Genomic DNA, 16,971 nt, shown 5'->3' with positions numbered 1-16,971 from the left:
CGCACAACTGTATCGTGCCGGAGAGTTAACCTCGATTTACGTGCCGACGGAAGCAGATGAAGCACTGCGCGATCTGGTGCGCTGCCGAGAAGATGCAAAAGAAGATGAACTTCGGACCCGTCAAAGGTTGAGCAAGTTTCTCCTGCGCCACGAGCTTCGACCGCCGCAAGGCGTGAAGCGCCAAACGAAAAAATACAGAGAGTGGTTAGATACACTGAAGTTCTCTCAGGATACCCTGCGGGTTGTTTTCCGGGAATATTACCATCAGCTCAAAGAAATGGAACTACGCGTGCAACGGCTGGAAGACGAAATCTATACTCAGTCGATTCAAGGGGTTCACGCCCCCATGATTCAGGCACTTCAATGCCTCAAAGGGGTGGCACTCATTACAGCCATCGGAATTGTCGCAGAAATTGGATCCTTTCATCGGTTCCGCACCCCCGGACAATTGATGGCATACGCCGGTCTCGTCCCCTCCGAATACTCGAGCGGAGAACGACGGAATCAGGGAGGCATTACGAAAACCGGGAATCGGCATATACGTCATTTGTTGGTGGAGGCAGGGTGGAGTTACCGCTATTCCCCTGCGGTCAAAGGAGATTTGAAAAAACGACAAGTTGGCAGTTCTCCCGCAGTGCAGTTAATCTCCTGGAAAGCGCAAAATCGGCTTCATAAAAAATTTTACCGTTTGCTCGCCAGAGGAAAAGAAAGTCACAAAGCCGTTACTGCCGTCGCCCGGGAACTCCTTGGTTTCATCTGGGCGATCTCTCGAGAAATCGACCCGTTGCCACCCGCCAGCGAACAAATGTAATCCTTTTCTTCCCGGAAATACACCCGATAGATGAGCCCAGGGCTCGAAGGCAAAGAGGAAAGACCGGTAAGGAACATCCACGTGCTTCCTCTGTGCTAGTCCGGTTTCACCGGATGAACGCACGTCCTGAGTTAGTGGTAACGTCCTTAATCCGGAAAGAGACCATGTGAGAACCCACGGATATCAGAGTGCGAACCGTCGCCACTATTTTTGCCTTCGTGCCGTGTGCTTACCTTTACGGGCACGCCGAAAGAAAAGAGGAGGAATTCAAGCGATCCGAAAGAACACGAGAACTTGAAAAAGAAGCCGAAAGGCTTTGGTTCTTTAGGTCGGTCAAAATGTAATACCAATGGCAAAGGGAGTTCTTCTCTTGACAGTTTCGTTCATATCAGGAAGCTGAAGACCTCGTCACAGCAAGTCAATTGCAGCGAAGTTTCCTTCTGTCAAAAAGGCTTCCAAAAAGAAAAGGGCATCGCATTGATACCCCTTCTCCCCTCAGCCCTTTTTAATCCAAAATGTAAATACATCGTCTGCTTCTTCGTGATCGAGCAGTGTATGCCCGCCTGAGTTTGCCCATGCAGTCAGATCTGCTTTTGCACCTTTATCCGTGGCTTGGATTTCTAAAATCTCTCCAGCCTCCATTTCCTTCATTTCTTTACGTGTTTTTACAATCGGCATTGGACAAGCAAGTCCTTTCGCATTTAATACTTTATCTGCTTTCATTTTTATCTCTCCTTCAGTTTAAATTTATCTTACTGCACAGCGGTTTGGCCCAATTTCCATTTCACGCTGCTCTTCTTCCTCCGGAGTAATTTTCCCCATATTCGTTTTCCTGATTTCTTCATATGCATTTGGCTGCGGAGGCAGGTTTATTGTGACCATATCTCTGAATTCCTGCGTATCTTTAATGTTCAGTCCATGGTTTTCTGTGAATAAATCTTTTAATTTTTTTGCCACGCTGCCATCATTATTTAATTCACCCATTTTCATAAAATGTGCCGGCAGGACTATCAGTTCTTCTGCCAAAGCAGGATACCGGCTGTACAGGGAGTCCCTCAAGTCCCCTACCCAGTCCTCAGCGCGTCCTGCAAGATCCGGACGCCCGATCGAATCAATGAAAAGAATGTCTCCTGTCAGCAGATACTGATTATTCACAATAAATGAAGTAGATCCAATGGTATGCCCGGGAGTATACAGCGCTTCTATCTCTACGTTTGATTTACCCAGCCCGACTTTCCATCCGTCTGTGATTTCCTGAAAATCAAACGTTACTTCCCCTGCATCTGCCGGGGGAAGATAATACGCTGCGCCTGCTGCCTCCGCGATAACTCTTCCGCCGGAAATGTGATCTGCGTGCAGGTGTGTATCAAATACATGCTTAATTACTGCATTTTTTTCCTTTGCAAAATTTAAAAAAGTATCGGTCATTCTCGTCGCATCAATCACAGCAGCTTCTCCGTCTGCAATCACCATGTAAGATAAGCAGCCTTTCCCAAGACGGACGAATTGAAATAGTTCTGCGCCATCTGTGAGATTTCCAATTTTGACCGGCTCCAGATGTTCACTCCAGGATTTCATGCCACCTTCCAGAAATTTCGCTTCCACCCCTTCCTCCAGAAGCATCTCCGCGATCATCTGGGAAGAACCCTCTTTCGCACAGGCCACAACAATTTCTTTTTCTTCCGGAAGATAAGTGATAATTTCCTCCACCCCGTCCAACAGATCAAAATACGGTTTATTTAAATGTTCAATACTTTCTCCTTCAATTTTCCAATCTGCGAATGCATCTTCGTTTCGAACATCGAGAATAAATAAAGGTTTTTTGTTTACTACCTTTTTTGATACTTCTGCTGCAGAAATTGATTGAACTGTCATCTCCATACCCCCATGTGTATATTTTCAGTTAAATTTTTTTACGCTCATTCTTTCTTATAGATTTACTTTATCCTGATTACGAACTTCTTCCTACGGGCTTGACTTCTGGCTGCTCTCTAAGTTTCACCCGGTGAAGAAGATCTATTTATCCTTACACCATGCAGCTTTTCCCCTAAGATTAATCAGCATGAGTGATTTTATTGATTTCATTTATTAATGCATCATTTGATGATTTTATTCCATTTTAGACTGCTCTGTTGTTCCTTCCCATTCGCTCATTCCCTGCACTGCATTTTTCACATTTGGAAAGCCTTTTTCTGCAAGCTGCTTGGCTGCGAAATCACTCCGGCTTCCTGTGCGGCAGATAATAATAATTTCCTTTTCAGAAGCTAACTCTCCGGTACGTGCTTCCAGTTCACCAAGGGGGATAGAAACAGCTCCGGGAATATGGCCGAATGCAAATTCAGCAGGTTCTCTTACATCAAGCACTATAGGGTCTTCCCGGTCCAGCTGCTCCTGCAGTTCCGCGTTCGTTACTGTATGGGGAAACTGCGTTTCTTCTTTTTCTTCCTCGGAATCTGCTCTGCGCAGATAATGTTTCAGCACACCGTCTTCTTCTGTACTGCCAAGATATTGATTGCCGCTGCTTTTTGCCCAGGCTTTCAGGTCTGCAAGTGATCCCTTATCCGTCGCCTGCACCTCAATCACCTGGCCTGGTGCCAGTTCATTCATCGCTTTTTTTGTACGGACGATCGGCATGGGACACGCAAGTCCTTTGGCATCTAACAATTTATCTGTATGAATCATATTTATTCCTCCATTTACCCATAAGGGTATATAATTTAATAAAAAATTTTTCTTTGTTCGTTTTCCCACTCCAGCATACCGCCATCTACATTAATTACCTGAAATCCATTCTTCTCCAGCACTCTTCCTGCTAATGCACTTCGGCTTCCGGAGCGGCAGATCAGAACATGCTTTTTCGTTTTGTCGAGATCCTGCATCCGGAACTCCAGCAGGCGCAGTGGTATGTTAACAGCTCCTGGAATTTTCCCTGCCCTTACCTCTTTCACTTCACGCACATCTATTATAGAAGCATCTGAATGCTCCTGCAGATATTTTTCCACTTGATTTGCTTTCATTTGATTCATTGGTTCCTCCATTAAATAAATAAATTGACGTTTCCATCTTCCGCATCAGCAAGGTATGCTACAACTCCAGCATAAGTCACGTCTTCCAGCAATTCTTCTTTTTGTAATCCGAGAAGATCCATGGTCATCGTACATGCGACCAGGTTGATTTCCTGCTCCTGCGCCATTTCTATCAGCTGCGGCATCGTCATTGCATTATGCTTTTTCATTACTTTTTTAATCATCTTCGGCCCCATACCAGCCATGTTCATGTTAGACAAACTCATTTTGTCTGCACCCCGGGGCATCATCTTTGCAAATGCCTTTTCAAGGAAATTTTTTTTTACAGTAGGCGGATTGTTCTTTCGCAGGGCATTCAATCCCCAGAACGTATGAAAAATGGTAACTTCATGATCATAAGCCGCGGCACCATTTGCAATTATATAAGCTGCCATTGCTTTATCGTAATCTCCGCTGAATAAAATAATATTGGTCGTTTTCTTCTGATCCATAAATGTTTCTTCTCCTTTTTACCCATAGGGGTATATAATTAGTTAAATAAAAGATGTTTTCTCTAAATACCTATAGGGGTATATTAACAGCCGAGAAAAAATTCGTCAACTGGAAAGCTGTACGAATTTTTATCTGCTTTTCACAAGAAGATTCACTGCGTCTTTCACTAAATTTTCTGTAGATTCTCCCTTTTCTATACTTTCCCGGACACATTGTTCGAGGTTCTCACTCACAATTAATGCCGTCGCACGGTCCAGGGCACTTCCCACCGCTGAAAGCTGTGTCACGACATTCCGGCAGTCTTCTTTATTTTCCACCATACGCATTACGCCTTTCAATTGTCCTTCAATGCGCTTAAGTCTATTTTGTACCTGCTTATCGTATTCCATGATATCCCCTCCCTGCTGCTATATTAAAAGGTTTATAAAGTGATTATATACCCCTGTAGGTATAATGTCAATACATAGAATTAAACCTTATTTTCTGGAAAAATTCTTTTGTCGTATCGACATACCTTAAGGGGTAAGTTAGTTTGGACCATTGCCTAGACAGTCTTATCAATACAGCTGATCATTCTCGTTTCAATATCTGCTGCCTGTTTTTTTACTGATTCGTTCTCCACCATCTCAATTAATTCTGTTGGTTTCGGCATGCCGATTTTCGTTGTGCCCTCTTCTTCATATACGACGATTTTACATGGTAAAAAGTAGCCTGCAAGCAGCTCTTCCGATAACACCTTATTTGCCTCTTCCGGGTTGCATACTTCTAAAATTGTATAAGGTGTATTAAAATCTGTTCCTTTTTCCTGCAGCTTTGCGGTCAGATCAAAATTCCAGAGAACGCCAAACTTTTCTTCTTTTAAATTTTCTTCTAATGCATCAACAGCTTCCTGTCTGCCTTTCGATGTTTCTACTGTGTAATGAAACATAATTACCGCTCCTCTGCTAATTAATAGTCTTTCTGCTTCCATACCTTTTTCCAAGCTTCAGAAAACTTTCCCGTCATAAAATACCGGCAGTACCATCTTTACTGATAGGTTTGTTAATTATTTTCGATAAGTAAAAAATGAAACGAATATAAACCCTATAGGGTATCTACAAAAGTAAGAATATCACGCCTGCCGGATGGTTTCAAATGAAGTGCCTGGAATAAACTGAACACATTCTTCCACCGGCACTTCATTTTTATTTATTTTCACGGTATGGTTAATGAATGTAGAAGCTTTTTTCGCATATACGATAATTACTTACACATTTCAGGAGGTACATAATGAAAATTAAAACTCCGTCCTCTTTTAACTTGGGAAGCGGAAAGCATGGAGCGGTGCTGCTCCTTCACGGATTTACAGGTTCAACGCTGGAAGTTAAAAAGCTTGGCAGACATTTAGCGGAGGAAGGGTATTTTGTATACAGTCCTTTGTATTCCGGTCATGGCGGCCCGGCGGAACAGCTCCTGGAAACCTCCCCGCACCGCTGGTGGCTGGAAGCGGTGGAAGCACTTAAATGGCTGCGGGAGGAAGGATATGAAGAGATAACTGTCGCCGGCGTTTCTTTAGGTGGTCTGCTCGCACTGCGGTTAGCTGCGCACTATCCGGTGCAGGCTGCTGTATCTATGTGTGCCCCGTTTCATGCAAAAAACCTGAAAGAACTGCTGCAGCGTGTAGAAACATATGCGTTCCGCTATAAGCAGCTGGAAGGAAAAAACGAGCAGGAAATTTCAGAAGAAACACAGGGCTGGAATCATGTTTTCAAAGAGTTTCTTACGGAACTGCAGGAACTTCTTGTTACCAGCAATGAGGAAGTTAAACAAGTGCAAGTACCTACGTTGATGATGCAGGGAGAACTGGATGAGCCTGTATATATATCCAGCGCGAAGGAAATGCTGGCACAGGTAGCTTCTTCTCATAAGGAGCTGCAGCTTTATAAACGATCGGGTCATATTTTAACGATTGGAGAAGAAAAAGAAGTGGTTTTTAAAGAAGCATCACATTTTTTATCACGCTATCACACGGTAAAAAGTTAAGGTATTCTTTTAAAAATGAATTTCTTTTTTTGACATATTTTCCAGTTTTAACAGCTGTACCTACCTTGCTTCAGCTTCTCCAAAGAGACATTTAAAGTGTTTATAAAAAACCCTTCTTCCTAATTCAGAAATGTGTGAATATATAGATTTTCTCAATAATGATTAGAATTTCTTTTTGCTGGGTAAAGACAGCTATGCAATAATTATTCATTCATTTCACTATTACAAAAGGAGGATGTTTTTATGGGTTGGATTATTACATTAATTGTCGGAGGCATCATTGGGTGGCTCGCAGGTGTTATTTTAGGAAAAGACGTACCATTTGGTATCATCGGTAATATTATTGCAGGTCTTGTCGGTGCTTCCATTGGTAACTCTCTTGGTCTTGATATTGGACCAGAAGTCGGCGGCGTTAATATTGTCGGCGGTATACTCGGTGCAATTATCTTAATCTTAATTGTGTCAGTTATTATGAAAGCTATCCGTGGTAACAGTAAGGCATAGACTGCGGAAACACAAGGAAAATAAGCAAGTGAAAGAGAAGCGGATGTTTACCGCTTCTCTTTTTTTAGGTCTTAAAACAAATTGCGTACCACACGTATTCTTAGATTTTGATATACTATAGTCAAAATTCAGGCAGAGAGAAAGCACCTCTTCTTCATGCCATTAATGTTACAGCGCATAAGAAGAGGTGCTTTGCAGTCGTTCTGCTTCAGAATAATCCTTTTTTTACTGTGTGTAATTAAAAGTTCCGTTGATTACTGCGAAATTGAAATAGTATATTTAAAGTTCAGATAGATGCTGCGGTTATTTTTCCTGCTTGTTTAATTGTTCCTGCTGATAAATAGCCCAGTACAGCTCTTCATCTGTGTATAGGGTCAATTCAATGTTTTTCATTTGGTTTCCCCTCCTTGTTATTCTATGTCCTAATAGTAAACGATCTGTTTTCATCCGTGTTGGATCCTGTTAGGTTTTCCAACAGGGAAATTTTATTTAATTCAGAAAATTCTTTTCATTACTGAAGATACGACTATAATATATGAAGAACAGGAGGAAAAAAGATGTTATCAAACTCCTTTACAGCACAGCTGAACATTCAATACCCGGTCATTCAGGCACCGATGGCAGGCGGAGCAACCACTTCCTCGCTTGTATCCTCAGTCTCTGAAGCAGGGGGGCTCGGCATGATAGGTGCGGGATATATGACTCCTTCCCAGGCACGGGAACAGATGCAAGAGCTGAAGCAGCAGACTTCTACTCCTTTTGGCATCAATTTATTCGTTCCGGAAACGTTTGAGGTAAATCAGAAGGAAATCGATGAGGCAAATCAAATTTTGTCTTCTGTCCGAGAAAAGCTGGATATACCGCTGGATCATCAAGTCGAATACCCGGATGCAGAAAAAACAGAAAAAGTTTTTCAGGAGCATATTCAAGTCGTGCTGGAGGAGAAAGTGCCTGTCTGTTCCTTTACGTTTGGGATTCCATCGAAGAAAGTAATTGCACAGTTAAAGGAGCATAACGTGTATTTGATAGGCACCGCTACTACTGTGGAGGAAGCGGTAGAGAATGAAAAAGCAGGAATGGATGCGGTTGTGGTGCAGGGAAGTGAAGCCGGCGGCCACCGCGGCAGCTTTCTCGATAAAGAAAAGCAGAATCTTGTTGGATTAATGTCCCTTCTCCCGCAGTCCGTTGACCAGGTTTCCATTCCTGTCATAGCGGCAGGAGGAATTATGGATGCGAGAGGGCTGCTTGCCTCGCTCAGCCTTGGGGCTGCAGGAGTGCAGATGGGTACGGCGTTTCTCACGTGTAAAGAAAGCGGCGCACCGGATATTTATAAACAAGCAATATTCGAAGCGAAAGAAGATCAGACTGCTGTGACCCGTGCTTTTTCCGGAAGATGGGCAAGAGGAATAGAAAATTCATTTATTGCTGAAATGAAAAATCATGAGCAGTCTTTTCCGAATTTCCCGGTACAGAACTCTCTGACAAAAGGGATTCGGAAAGCCTCCGCAGAACAGAAGAATAAAGAATTTATGTCTCTCTGGTCCGGTCAGAGCCCGAGATTAGCGCAGGATCTTCATGCGAAAGATTTTATGAAGAAACTTGCAGCAGATGCGGAAAAAATCAAGTCGAATTGGTGAGGCAATGCAAAAAAGAACCTGGACCTCCAGGTTCTTTTTATGTGGAATGGTTCCTTCACAGCGCAGCTGCAATAACTTAATGTCTATCGATGAATACCGTATCTTCCGCCGGCGTCAGATAATCCTGCGCTCCGATATTAAGACTGCACTGCTGGCGCTCTATTTCTGCATATGACACTACTTTGGTATCGTTCATGAATACCAAAAGATAGATATCGTCTCTTTGCTCAATATTGCTTGGATCTTCATAAAATGTGCCTAGTTGATCATTGATACTTTCCTGTGTCGTATAAGGTTCAATTAACCATGCTTTTTCCCAGGAAAACTCAGTTACTTTGCTAAGTGACAGTTCACTGTTAGTTTCATCTTCTACAATAGAGTGAATGACCGCTTCCACCGGAACATTTTGGGCAGCACCCGTGTCACTGCATCCAAGGAGCAGAAACGATAAGATAATAAAGCTGCAAAAAGTAACTTTTTTCAATTCAACCATCCCTCTCCTATGAACATAAATAGAACTATTCTTTTACATCCACCAGCTGAAACCTTTCACAGACAAGCAGCATTTCTTCGGAAAATTCCTTTCCTGCTTTCTCTAATTCGCTTCGAAAAAAAGATTCGTGGGCGTCCCACCAATACTGGTAGGATTTATCCCCTTCGCCTTCTGCTTCCGCAAACTCTTCGGATACCTGATTCATCGGAGTCAACGTAACTTCCGTTGTTTGAATGATGGCCACCGGCTGATCTTCACTGTTTAATACAATCATGTACTGTCCCACTTCCGGGAGCGGTTCATTCTCGATTTCATAAAAAATATGTCCGGAGCAAGTCGCTGTTTTCGTCCCCTCTATCACTAGCTGCGCCAGATAATCCGGTTCCGCCCCAAACTGCTCTGCGGTGACCTTGGCTGAGGTATCTTTCTCTTGCCAGAATTCGTTCCAATAAGTTTGTGCTTTCTGATTCATTATTGCTTCCCCCACTTCTTTCTCAATTGAATAACTTAAAAGAACTGCCCTGGATTTTATTACGATTCGAAATTCATTTCGTAATGCTTTACTCCGTCCAGCTTCATTCCCAGCTGTTCGTATAACCTCTGTGCAGAATAATTGTCTGCGGCGGTTTCCAGTATCACGGAGCGGGCTTTATCTTCTTTGCAAAAAGCAAAGATCGTTTCCATCAGCTTTCTGCCGACACCGCTTTTCCGGAAATTTTCAGCCACAAATAAATCATTTAAAATATACATTTTCTGCATCGCAACAGAAGAAAACGTCGGATACAGCTGCACAAATCCTGCAGGCTGTTCATCTTCATAAGCTGCAAATATAACTGATTCTCCCTTGGTGATTCTTTCCATGAGGAATTCTTCCGCTGCTTTTTTGTCTCCCGGCTGCTTGTAAAACTGTCTGTAAGCATCAAATAACTTTACTACCGACGGAATTGTGTCATATGTAATTCGTTCGATTCGCATAGCTTCCTCCATTTTTTAACTATTTTCTACTCTCCTTTAAAGTACAGGAAAATCTTGGAGTTGAGAAGCAGTTTCTCATAAAGCTGATGCTAAGTGCTGTTATTCCCTTTGTTTCCGGGACTTTACAATTATGGCGACTTTCAAAAATAAAAAGCCATATCTCCAGCTGAATACAAAACCTTGATATACGTCAAGGTTTTACAATAATCCGTTCCCTATAATTAATATCAAAGGAGACTTATCCTCTTTTTCCAGTAATTTTTATCGGGAAGAACCTTTAACTACGCCGCCGGAAAAGCATAAATTACTTTGGTACATGCTAATTCAAAAGAAGGGAGGGACTGAAAGATGAAGGAGAATTCTTATGCAGACAGAAAAAAAGAAACGAAGCCTGATCCCGAAGAAACATCTTTGAAGGGCACGTTCGTTTCCGTACTGATTATTGCAGCCTTTATGCTTCTGTCCTGGGCCAGCGTTTTCTGGATTTTTCTAGAACGAAATTAATTACAGCAAGCAGAAAGGAGCGTTCCAGCTTATGCATATACACCGTTATGAAAAACTATGGCTGATCATCGGTACATTGATTTTAGTCGTTTTCCTGAGCGTCCTGGCTGTACAGACGTTTTTCCTGGAAATGGGGCCGCCGAGCCATGCGGAGACAATGGATCCTGAGAGTGTCAGGGATTCAGAAATGTTTGCAGATGCGGAATTAACGGAAATTGGGGATAACGAATATGAGATTGCGATGATTGCAGAAATGTTTACGTTTCAGCCGGGAGATCTGGAAATACCTGCTGGTGCCACGGTGCACTTCACCCTCGCCTCACCGGACGTCACGCACGGCTTTAAGATTTCAGATACGAACGTCAATGTGATGGTAGTTCCCGGCCATATTTCTAAAATCAGCCATACATTCAATGAACCCGGAGAGTACTTAATTTTATGCAATGAATACTGCGGACTTGGACATGAGTATATGGCAAATACGATTACCGTCTATTAAACGATAGAAAGAAGGGAAAAATATGACGCAGCCTATCAGAGAAGCTACAGCTCCTCATCCAGGAACAGAAGTGAACGAGGAAGCAGTCACCGGAATAGCCAAAAGGGATTCCCGCTTATCCAGTGCCAATTTGTATATCGCATTTATTGCATTATTAATCGGAGGCACCGCCGGGTTACTGCAGGGCTTTGTGCGAAGCGGCTTTATCGAGCTGCCTTCCTGGATCAGTTATTATGCTTTGCTTACTGCGCACGGGGTGCTGCTCGTACTCGTACTAAGCTCCTTTTTCAGCATCGGTTATTTATATGCCGGAACCTCAAGAGTACTGGGCGGACTCACTGATAAAACGCTCGTTTTCGGCTGGACAGGATTTGGGCTCATGGCAGCCGGTACAGCAATTGCTTCGTTTTTTATTTTATCCGGTGATGCGAATGTGCTGTACACATTTTATGTACCGATGCAGGCGCATCCCTGGTTTTATGTCGGACTTGCAATGATTGTAGTAGGTATTCTTTCCAATTGTGTGGGGATGTTTGTTACGTACCAGAGCTGGCGGAAGCGGAACCCGGGACAGCTGACACCGCTCTTTGCATTTTTCTCCAACGCCGTGTTTGTACTCTGGGTGTTTGCCTCGCTTTTTATTGCCGTGTTTGTCGTCGGCATGGTCATACCGTGGGCATTCGGCTGGGTACCGACAATTGATCCGATGATCGGACGGACCTTATTCTGGGCATTCGGGCATACGCTCGTAAATATCTGGATGCTCACTGCGATTTCGGCCTGGTATGTGTCCATGCCGAAAATTATCGGCGGGAAAGTATTCAGTGACTCCCTGGCGCGTGTTGCCGTCGTGATTCTCGTTGTTGCCAACGTTCCGGGCGGATTCCACCATCAGATTCTGGATCCAGGCTTATCAACGGAGCTGAAATTTTTACATGTGATTCAAACATTCATGATCATCTTTCCTTCTTTGATGACAGCATTTGCGATGCTTGCCACGATGGAGCGGACGGGAAGATCAAAAGGAGTGACCAGCCTGCTCGGATGGTGGAAAACACTTCCCTGGTCAGATGCCCGCTTCTTTGCGATCATTGTCGCAATGTTTGCTTTTATTCCCGCAGGACTCGGCGGAATTATTAATGCCAGCAACCAGGTTAACCAAGTGGTCCATAATTCCATGTGGGTGACGGGGCATCTGCACTTAACGGTAGGAACGACGGTAGTACTGACGTTTTTCGGCGTTTCCTACTGGCTGGTTCCCTACTTGTCCGGAAGAAAATTGACCCGCAGCTTAAACAAGCTGGCAATACTTCAAACTTTAATCTGGGCTGCCGGCATGCTTCTTATGTCGGGCGCAATGCACATTAACGGCCTGCTTGGAAGCCCGCGACGCACGGCTGATACTTCTTACGGCGGACACAGCGCAGCTGCTGACTGGGCTCTGTATGAAACACTAATGGCTGTAGGCGGAATGATCTTATTTGTGGGCATTCTCCTCATCATGTACATTTGGATCCGGCTCGCATTTTTTGCGCCAAAGGGAACGACGGAGTTTCCTATCGGGGAAGATTACCGGGAGAAAGACCGATCTCCCCTGTTTATGGATCGCTGGTCCATTTGGGTGGCGCTCTCCGTTATTTCGATTGCGATCGCTTACGTGATTCCTTTAATCAATTTTGCCACAGGCCATTCGCCTGGCTCTCCTCCGTTTTTGATGCCTTAGGAAGGAAGACCTCAGCCTATGATTTTATTGGGCTGAGGTCTTTTTTCTTTGAAAATTACACTTTGCGTAAATGGTAATTTTAAAAATGCGCCCTCTATACTAGCATTTCAGCGAAACGAGATTATTCTCCACAAAAACAACAATTTTTTCGAAGGTATACACTGCACACTCCGGGGACATTTATATAAATTGTTACTACAAATTGCATCGATTCGTTATCTAGCAGGTGTCCTGATTGTTAATCTAATAAATATATGATAAATTAGAATGACCGTTATATATAATTTTAAAGAGGTGAATGGAATGAGCCGTAAAAAAGAGGATTTGCTTACGACAGCGGAAAGGTTATTTTACCAGCATGGTTTTCATGCGATCGGCTTAAAAGCAATTGTGCAGGAAGCAGGAATTGCACTTATGACTTTATACAATCACTTTGATTCGAAAGAAGCCCTGATATTAGAGATTTTAAAAAGAAGAGAAGAAGCTTATTTCTCCTTACTGGAAGAAACCGTGGAACAAGAAACTGGCCCGATAGAAGAAAGGCTCGCCCTCGGCCACCTGCGCTGGCTGCAAAACAGCACTTCTAATGGATGCATGTTTCTGCGGGCAAAAGAAGAGTTCGGCAGTGAGCCCGAGCAGCTGATTGTGCAAAAGGTACTTGCCCATAAGGAAAACCTGCAGCGCTTTTTTGCGGCATATAATATTGCCCCTGCAGATGCGATCCGTCTGGCCCTGTTATTTGAAGGTGCTACTGCTCTGGCAGAAATTTCTCAGATGGAGCAGGTGGAAGAAGCTATGCTTTCCATGGTTCATCAATAAAAAGTAAGCGAAAGCCTTACTTTTTTTTCCTGAAAATAGAGTTATCGTTCTATCTAAAATTAGGAGTGGTTGTAATGTGGAAAATTGTATTTCCCGGAATTGCTATGATTGGAATCACCTATGCTTTTGCAAGATACAGTTTTGGGCTGTTTCTGCCGGAGATAAGTAAAACGCTGCAGCTTACGGAAAGCCAGGCAGGCTATGTCGGCTTCGCTGCTTATGCCGCTTATACACTCGCTTTACTGTCCTCCCCGCTGCTTATTAAACATTTTTCCGCAAGAAAGGCCGTGCTCCTCTCCGGGCTTACTGCAATGGCAGGAATGCTTGGAATGGCAGGTGCGCAGGGTTTTATTACCTTATTTATCAGCGCATTTGTGGCAGGGACAGGAAGCGGCTGGATTTCTCCAGCTTTCAGCCAGGTGGCCGCTGCTTCATTTTCCAGGCAGCAGCAGGAAAAAGGGAATACCTGGATAAATACAGGCACCAGCTTTGGACTTGTTTTCACCGGGGTCGTTGCTGTTATTTTTCCGGAGCACTGGAGATGGAGCTATGTGATGTTCGCGGTGCTTGCATTTCTTGTTTATCAGTGGAATGCGGCAATAGTTGAGGAAAAAAGAGTACCCGCAGTGAAGAAGACACAGAGAGTTCCGCTCAGAAAATTACTGCTTCAGGCGCGCTGGATGATCAGTGCTTCCGCAGGCATCGGTTTTATTTCTGCTGTTTACTGGACCTTTTCAAGAAGCTACCTGACGATTGTGCACGGGATGTCTTCACATGAAAGTATTATGTTCTGGATGGTGATGGGAAGTGCAGGAATTATCGGGGGGATCGCAGGCGGTGTAATACGATTTCTAGGGCTGCACCGGTCCTACCAATGGGGCACGCTAACGTTAACTATTTCCCTGATAGCTTTGACAGTGCCTTCGTTCCCCTCTATATATATTTCAGGCATCTTGTTTGGTATTTCCTTTATATTTATGACCGGCCTGTTTATCGTCTGGGGCACCCGGCAGTTTCCCAGCTTTCCTTCTCTCGGTGTAAGCATTTCCTTTTTCTCTCTCGGCATGGGCCAGGCTGCAGGTTCTTTAGCTGCAGGCAGGTTGATTGAAAGCTTTTCCTATCCTGCTGCGTTTATATTGTTTTCTATCGCTGGATGCTTCCTGTTGTTAATGAAAACTACGATCCTGCAGAATCGCAGGTAAGCAGTTGATGCTGTAGTCAGCTTCCATAGTAAAAAACCGACAGAACGAGTCCTGCCGGTTTTTTTACGCATATAGTTATGACCTGAAGCGTTCTATCTGCTTTTTCAGGTGTTCACTGGAAGACTGCAGATCCTCTGCAGAGTAAGCAATCGTCCTGAGTGCGTTCAGCTGCTCTTCCGCAGAGGCGCTTACCTCTTCCGATGCCGCTGCGCTTTCTTCCACGACTGCCGCAATATTTTCAATCGAAGAAACAACTTCCTCTTTGTTTTTCGTAATGCTATTAATTCCCTCATTCATCTGTGCAACCAGCAGGTTCATCTGCTCATTGCGGGAAGCAATCTCGTCAAACGAGGTAACTGTTTTCTCTGTAATTTCATACTGCTCGGTGGAAAGCTTTCTTGCATTCGCCATCTCTGAAGAAGCGGTGGATGTTTTTTCCTGAATCTCTTCCATGGAACTGCGGATATGGCCTGTAGCCCTGGAAGTTTCCTCTGCAAGCTTACGGACTTCATCCGCCACGACTGCAAAACCGCGGCCATGCTCACCCGCACGCGCTGCTTCAATCGATGCATTCAGCGCGAGCAGATTTGTCTGCTCGGAAATAGAAGCAATCGTCCCGACGATCGAAGAAATTTCGCCCATTCGTTCTGATAATTCCTGGACCACATCCTCCACTCGGCCGATCATCCCATCTGTCTGTTCCGCTTTCCCCTGAAGCTGTGATGTCTGTTCGCTGCCTGCTTTGTTCGTTTCCTCTACTTCTCTCGCCTGTTTATTCAGCGATGCAGTGATAGCAGCGAGTGCCGTCAGCTGGTCGGAAAGCTCCGAAGTTCGCTGCGAAGACTGTTCTGCAGAGCCTGCTGCGTTCGTGGCTCCGTCCGCTACGTCCTGTATGGCACGGGAGATTTCTTCACTTGAGGCCATCGTTTCCTCGGACACTGCACTGAGCTGGGAAACAGCATCAGCGGAAGTGTGGACCGACTGCCGCACAGAACCGACAAGTTCCCGCAGGCTCGTAACCATCGTATTAAAGCTCTCTGTAAGTTCACCTGTCTCATCTTTCGTATGCACTTGAATATGGCGTGTCAGATCTCCGTCCGCCACGTGTTTTACTTCTTCGTTCAGTGCCCGGATCGGTTTTGTAATGCGTCCTGCGAGCACAAACATCGCTGCTGCGGTAAGCAGGACGAGTATTCCCGCAATGATCGCTACGTTTCGAAGCAGCGCATTTACACCTGCGTATACTTCCGCTTCCGGCAGCACCAGACCGAGCGTCCATCCGTTCTGGTCCAGTGTATTATAAGATACGACGGCATCCCCGTCTGCAAAAGAAGCGAGGGTCGTCCCATTTGTCTCGAAATTGCCGCTGATTCCCTCCAGCACAGGATCCTCTGCCAGGGTTGCTGCGTCACGGTGCGCGAGAAATGTCCCTGTTTCATCCATTAAAAATGCCCAGCCGTTTTCTCCGACTTCCAGATTTTCTGCCATCTGCTGTATCTGCGCAGCATCCATATCGGCAGAAATGACGCCGGCAAGCGTATCCCCGGGTCCGTAAAACGGAATGCTCGTCGTTACCAGCACGGTATCAAGCGCTTCATCGTAATATGGCGTGGTCCAGGAAGCTCCCCCTGCATCCACGCCCGCAGTGTACCAGTCGTGCGAAGGATAGTCGTACTCTGCTGTACTGTATTCATCCGTATATACAACTGCTTCGCCGTCTTCATAGCTGTAAGGACCAAAATATTCGGTATCTTCTTCATAGGCAAACGGCTCAAACCAGACACCGATGCCAAACGTTGCTTCATTGAGCTGCACGAGACGTTCCTGCAGTGCCGCATAGTCTGCTTCCGCAAGCTCTGTCCCTTCTTCCCCGATAATTTCTGCGAGCGTTTCCCCGATGCGCTGGTGCTCCGCAAGCTCCCGCTCCATGTTACCGGCAGTTTCTCCCGCCTGTCCTGCAAGGCGCTCTTCAATCTGCTCTTCAATTTCTCCTTTGGCGAAGCTGTAGCTGATTCCCGTAATTAAAAGTACCACCACGATCATGATAGGAATAAAGCTGAGCAGCTTCGTACGTATCGATAGCTTCATAAACATTCTCCCCCCGGTTATTATTACCGTATTTATATCGGCAGTATCTGCTGGGAAGTTGAGGGGTTTTTATGACTATTTTCGTAGTTATTTAGCCACTTAACAAGCATTGCCTGAAATACTTCAGAAGGATGTGCTAAAAATGCAGATTTCAGGTATCAAGATCACTTTTCCTA

Annotated in this window: 20 protein-coding genes; 9 read left to right on the top strand and 11 right to left on the bottom strand. The window is 44.7% G+C overall.

The genetic code is table 11. The annotated features are described in order from the left end of the window. The coding region (locus BLP92_RS06605; RefSeq protein WP_090841841.1) for an IS110 family RNA-guided transposase at positions 1-811 on the top strand (811 nt) is incomplete at its 5' end. Between the two features lie 495 nt (positions 812-1,306). Here BLP92_RS06605 and BLP92_RS06600 read toward each other — a convergent pair. The 7 genes from BLP92_RS06600 to BLP92_RS06570 all read right to left on the bottom strand — a co-directional run bounded on the left by BLP92_RS06600 (position 1,307) and on the right by BLP92_RS06570 (position 5,257). Continuing rightward, positions 1,307-1,534, bottom strand: coding sequence for a sulfurtransferase TusA family protein (locus BLP92_RS06600; protein WP_090841792.1), 228 nt, complete (start codon positions 1,532-1,534; stop codon positions 1,307-1,309). A gap of 24 nt (positions 1,535-1,558) precedes the next feature. Continuing rightward, positions 1,559-2,686, bottom strand: a complete 1,128-nt coding sequence (locus BLP92_RS06595) for an MBL fold metallo-hydrolase (RefSeq protein ID WP_090841790.1) — start codon at positions 2,684-2,686, stop codon at positions 1,559-1,561. A 234-nt stretch (positions 2,687-2,920) separates the two neighbouring features. Continuing rightward, positions 2,921-3,493, bottom strand: a complete 573-nt coding sequence (locus BLP92_RS06590; RefSeq protein ID WP_090841788.1) for a sulfurtransferase TusA family protein — start codon at positions 3,491-3,493, stop codon at positions 2,921-2,923. A 35-nt stretch (positions 3,494-3,528) separates the two neighbouring features. After that, positions 3,529-3,837, bottom strand: a complete 309-nt coding sequence (locus BLP92_RS06585) for a rhodanese-like domain-containing protein (protein ID WP_090841786.1) — start codon at positions 3,835-3,837, stop codon at positions 3,529-3,531. A gap of 11 nt (positions 3,838-3,848) precedes the next feature. Beyond that, on the bottom strand, positions 3,849-4,328 hold the full coding sequence (locus BLP92_RS06580) for a DsrE/DsrF/DrsH-like family protein (RefSeq protein WP_090841784.1): 480 nt from the start codon (positions 4,326-4,328) through the stop codon (positions 3,849-3,851). 129 nt (positions 4,329-4,457) lie between these two features. After that, on the bottom strand, positions 4,458-4,718 hold the full coding sequence (locus BLP92_RS06575; RefSeq protein ID WP_090841783.1) for a metal-sensitive transcriptional regulator: 261 nt from the start codon (positions 4,716-4,718) through the stop codon (positions 4,458-4,460). Between the two features lie 155 nt (positions 4,719-4,873). Beyond that, positions 4,874-5,257 carry a DUF302 domain-containing protein gene (locus BLP92_RS06570; protein ID WP_090841781.1) on the bottom strand — a complete coding sequence of 128 codons (384 nt, stop codon included), beginning with the start codon at positions 5,255-5,257 and terminating at the stop codon, positions 4,874-4,876. A gap of 341 nt (positions 5,258-5,598) precedes the next feature. Between BLP92_RS06570 and BLP92_RS06565 the strand changes: the two genes are divergently transcribed. The 3 genes from BLP92_RS06565 to BLP92_RS06555 all read left to right on the top strand — a co-directional run bounded on the left by BLP92_RS06565 (position 5,599) and on the right by BLP92_RS06555 (position 8,492). Then, positions 5,599-6,351 carry an alpha/beta hydrolase gene (locus BLP92_RS06565; protein WP_090841779.1) on the top strand — a complete coding sequence of 251 codons (753 nt, stop codon included), beginning with the start codon at positions 5,599-5,601 and terminating at the stop codon, positions 6,349-6,351. Positions 6,352-6,594: 243 nt separating this feature from the next. Then, positions 6,595-6,855, top strand: coding sequence for a GlsB/YeaQ/YmgE family stress response membrane protein (locus BLP92_RS06560; RefSeq protein WP_090841777.1), 261 nt, complete (start codon positions 6,595-6,597; stop codon positions 6,853-6,855). Positions 6,856-7,412: 557 nt separating this feature from the next. Next, positions 7,413-8,492 (top strand): NAD(P)H-dependent flavin oxidoreductase, encoded by a 1,080-nt coding sequence (locus tag BLP92_RS06555; RefSeq protein WP_090841775.1) that lies wholly within the window; start codon positions 7,413-7,415, stop codon positions 8,490-8,492. A 76-nt stretch (positions 8,493-8,568) separates the two neighbouring features. Here the strand turns inward: BLP92_RS06555 and BLP92_RS06550 are convergent, their stop codons facing one another. The 3 genes from BLP92_RS06550 to BLP92_RS06540 are packed head-to-tail and all read right to left on the bottom strand — an operon-like array spanning position 8,569 to position 9,960. Next, the gene (locus BLP92_RS06550) at positions 8,569-8,985 is read right to left on the bottom strand and encodes a hypothetical protein (protein ID WP_090841773.1); all 417 of its coding nucleotides are present in this window, start codon (positions 8,983-8,985) and stop codon (positions 8,569-8,571) included. A gap of 25 nt (positions 8,986-9,010) precedes the next feature. Then, positions 9,011-9,457, bottom strand: coding sequence for an ASCH domain-containing protein (locus tag BLP92_RS06545; protein ID WP_090841771.1), 447 nt, complete (start codon positions 9,455-9,457; stop codon positions 9,011-9,013). A 59-nt stretch (positions 9,458-9,516) separates the two neighbouring features. Continuing rightward, on the bottom strand, positions 9,517-9,960 hold the full coding sequence (locus tag BLP92_RS06540) for a GNAT family N-acetyltransferase (RefSeq protein ID WP_090841838.1): 444 nt from the start codon (positions 9,958-9,960) through the stop codon (positions 9,517-9,519). Between the two features lie 348 nt (positions 9,961-10,308). Between BLP92_RS06540 and BLP92_RS06535 the strand changes: the two genes are divergently transcribed. The 5 genes from BLP92_RS06535 to BLP92_RS06515 all read left to right on the top strand — a co-directional run bounded on the left by BLP92_RS06535 (position 10,309) and on the right by BLP92_RS06515 (position 14,707). After that, complete coding sequence (locus tag BLP92_RS06535; RefSeq protein WP_090841769.1) at positions 10,309-10,464, top strand: cytochrome c oxidase subunit 2A; 156 nt, start codon at positions 10,309-10,311, stop codon at positions 10,462-10,464. 31 nt (positions 10,465-10,495) lie between these two features. After that, a complete protein-coding gene (locus tag BLP92_RS06530) occupies positions 10,496-10,963 on the top strand; it encodes a cytochrome c oxidase subunit II (protein WP_090841767.1) in 468 nt (155 codons plus the stop codon). Between the two features lie 22 nt (positions 10,964-10,985). Continuing rightward, positions 10,986-12,686: a cbb3-type cytochrome c oxidase subunit I gene (locus tag BLP92_RS06525; protein WP_090841765.1), complete on the top strand. Its 1,701-nt coding sequence runs from the start codon at positions 10,986-10,988 to the stop codon at positions 12,684-12,686. A gap of 303 nt (positions 12,687-12,989) precedes the next feature. Next, the gene (locus BLP92_RS06520; RefSeq protein ID WP_090841763.1) at positions 12,990-13,505 is read left to right on the top strand and encodes a TetR/AcrR family transcriptional regulator; all 516 of its coding nucleotides are present in this window, start codon (positions 12,990-12,992) and stop codon (positions 13,503-13,505) included. 74 nt (positions 13,506-13,579) lie between these two features. Next, positions 13,580-14,707, top strand: coding sequence for an MFS transporter (locus tag BLP92_RS06515; RefSeq protein WP_090841761.1), 1,128 nt, complete (start codon positions 13,580-13,582; stop codon positions 14,705-14,707). A 75-nt stretch (positions 14,708-14,782) separates the two neighbouring features. Here the strand turns inward: BLP92_RS06515 and BLP92_RS06510 are convergent, their stop codons facing one another. After that, entirely contained in the window at positions 14,783-16,795 is a 2,013-nt protein-coding gene (locus BLP92_RS06510; RefSeq protein WP_175444199.1) for a methyl-accepting chemotaxis protein, read from the bottom strand. Between the last annotated feature and the right edge of the window lie 176 nt (positions 16,796-16,971).

Origin of the sequence: Alkalicoccus daliensis (assembly GCF_900103955.1) — a bacterium.
Lineage (GTDB): Bacteria > Bacillota > Bacilli > Bacillales > Salisediminibacteriaceae > Alkalicoccus > Alkalicoccus daliensis.
The sequence above is the reverse complement of the archived record's forward strand: the minus strand, read 5'-3'. Positions and strand labels throughout refer to the sequence as shown.

Coding starts and splice junctions, on each gene's coding strand:
- BLP92_RS06545 (WP_090841771.1), bottom strand. CDS start 9,457: ATGAATCAGAAAGCACAAACTTATTGGAACGAATTCTGGCAAGAGAAA.
- BLP92_RS06580 (WP_090841784.1), bottom strand. CDS start 4,328: ATGGATCAGAAGAAAACGACCAATATTATTTTATTCAGCGGAGATTAC.
- BLP92_RS06530 (WP_090841767.1), top strand. CDS start 10,496: ATGCATATACACCGTTATGAAAAACTATGGCTGATCATCGGTACATTG.
- BLP92_RS06555 (WP_090841775.1), top strand. CDS start 7,413: ATGTTATCAAACTCCTTTACAGCACAGCTGAACATTCAATACCCGGTC.
- BLP92_RS06540 (WP_090841838.1), bottom strand. CDS start 9,960: ATGCGAATCGAACGAATTACATATGACACAATTCCGTCGGTAGTAAAG.
- BLP92_RS06550 (WP_090841773.1), bottom strand. CDS start 8,985: ATGGTTGAATTGAAAAAAGTTACTTTTTGCAGCTTTATTATCTTATCG.
- BLP92_RS06520 (WP_090841763.1), top strand. CDS start 12,990: ATGAGCCGTAAAAAAGAGGATTTGCTTACGACAGCGGAAAGGTTATTT.
- BLP92_RS06510 (WP_175444199.1), bottom strand. CDS start 16,795: ATGAAGCTATCGATACGTACGAAGCTGCTCAGCTTTATTCCTATCATG.
- BLP92_RS06575 (WP_090841783.1), bottom strand. CDS start 4,718: ATGGAATACGATAAGCAGGTACAAAATAGACTTAAGCGCATTGAAGGA.
- BLP92_RS06560 (WP_090841777.1), top strand. CDS start 6,595: ATGGGTTGGATTATTACATTAATTGTCGGAGGCATCATTGGGTGGCTC.
- BLP92_RS06525 (WP_090841765.1), top strand. CDS start 10,986: ATGACGCAGCCTATCAGAGAAGCTACAGCTCCTCATCCAGGAACAGAA.
- BLP92_RS06535 (WP_090841769.1), top strand. CDS start 10,309: ATGAAGGAGAATTCTTATGCAGACAGAAAAAAAGAAACGAAGCCTGAT.
- BLP92_RS06600 (WP_090841792.1), bottom strand. CDS start 1,534: ATGAAAGCAGATAAAGTATTAAATGCGAAAGGACTTGCTTGTCCAATG.
- BLP92_RS06585 (WP_090841786.1), bottom strand. CDS start 3,837: ATGAATCAAATGAAAGCAAATCAAGTGGAAAAATATCTGCAGGAGCAT.
- BLP92_RS06570 (WP_090841781.1), bottom strand. CDS start 5,257: ATGTTTCATTACACAGTAGAAACATCGAAAGGCAGACAGGAAGCTGTT.
- BLP92_RS06595 (WP_090841790.1), bottom strand. CDS start 2,686: ATGACAGTTCAATCAATTTCTGCAGCAGAAGTATCAAAAAAGGTAGTA.
- BLP92_RS06590 (WP_090841788.1), bottom strand. CDS start 3,493: ATGATTCATACAGATAAATTGTTAGATGCCAAAGGACTTGCGTGTCCC.
- BLP92_RS06565 (WP_090841779.1), top strand. CDS start 5,599: ATGAAAATTAAAACTCCGTCCTCTTTTAACTTGGGAAGCGGAAAGCAT.
- BLP92_RS06515 (WP_090841761.1), top strand. CDS start 13,580: ATGTGGAAAATTGTATTTCCCGGAATTGCTATGATTGGAATCACCTAT.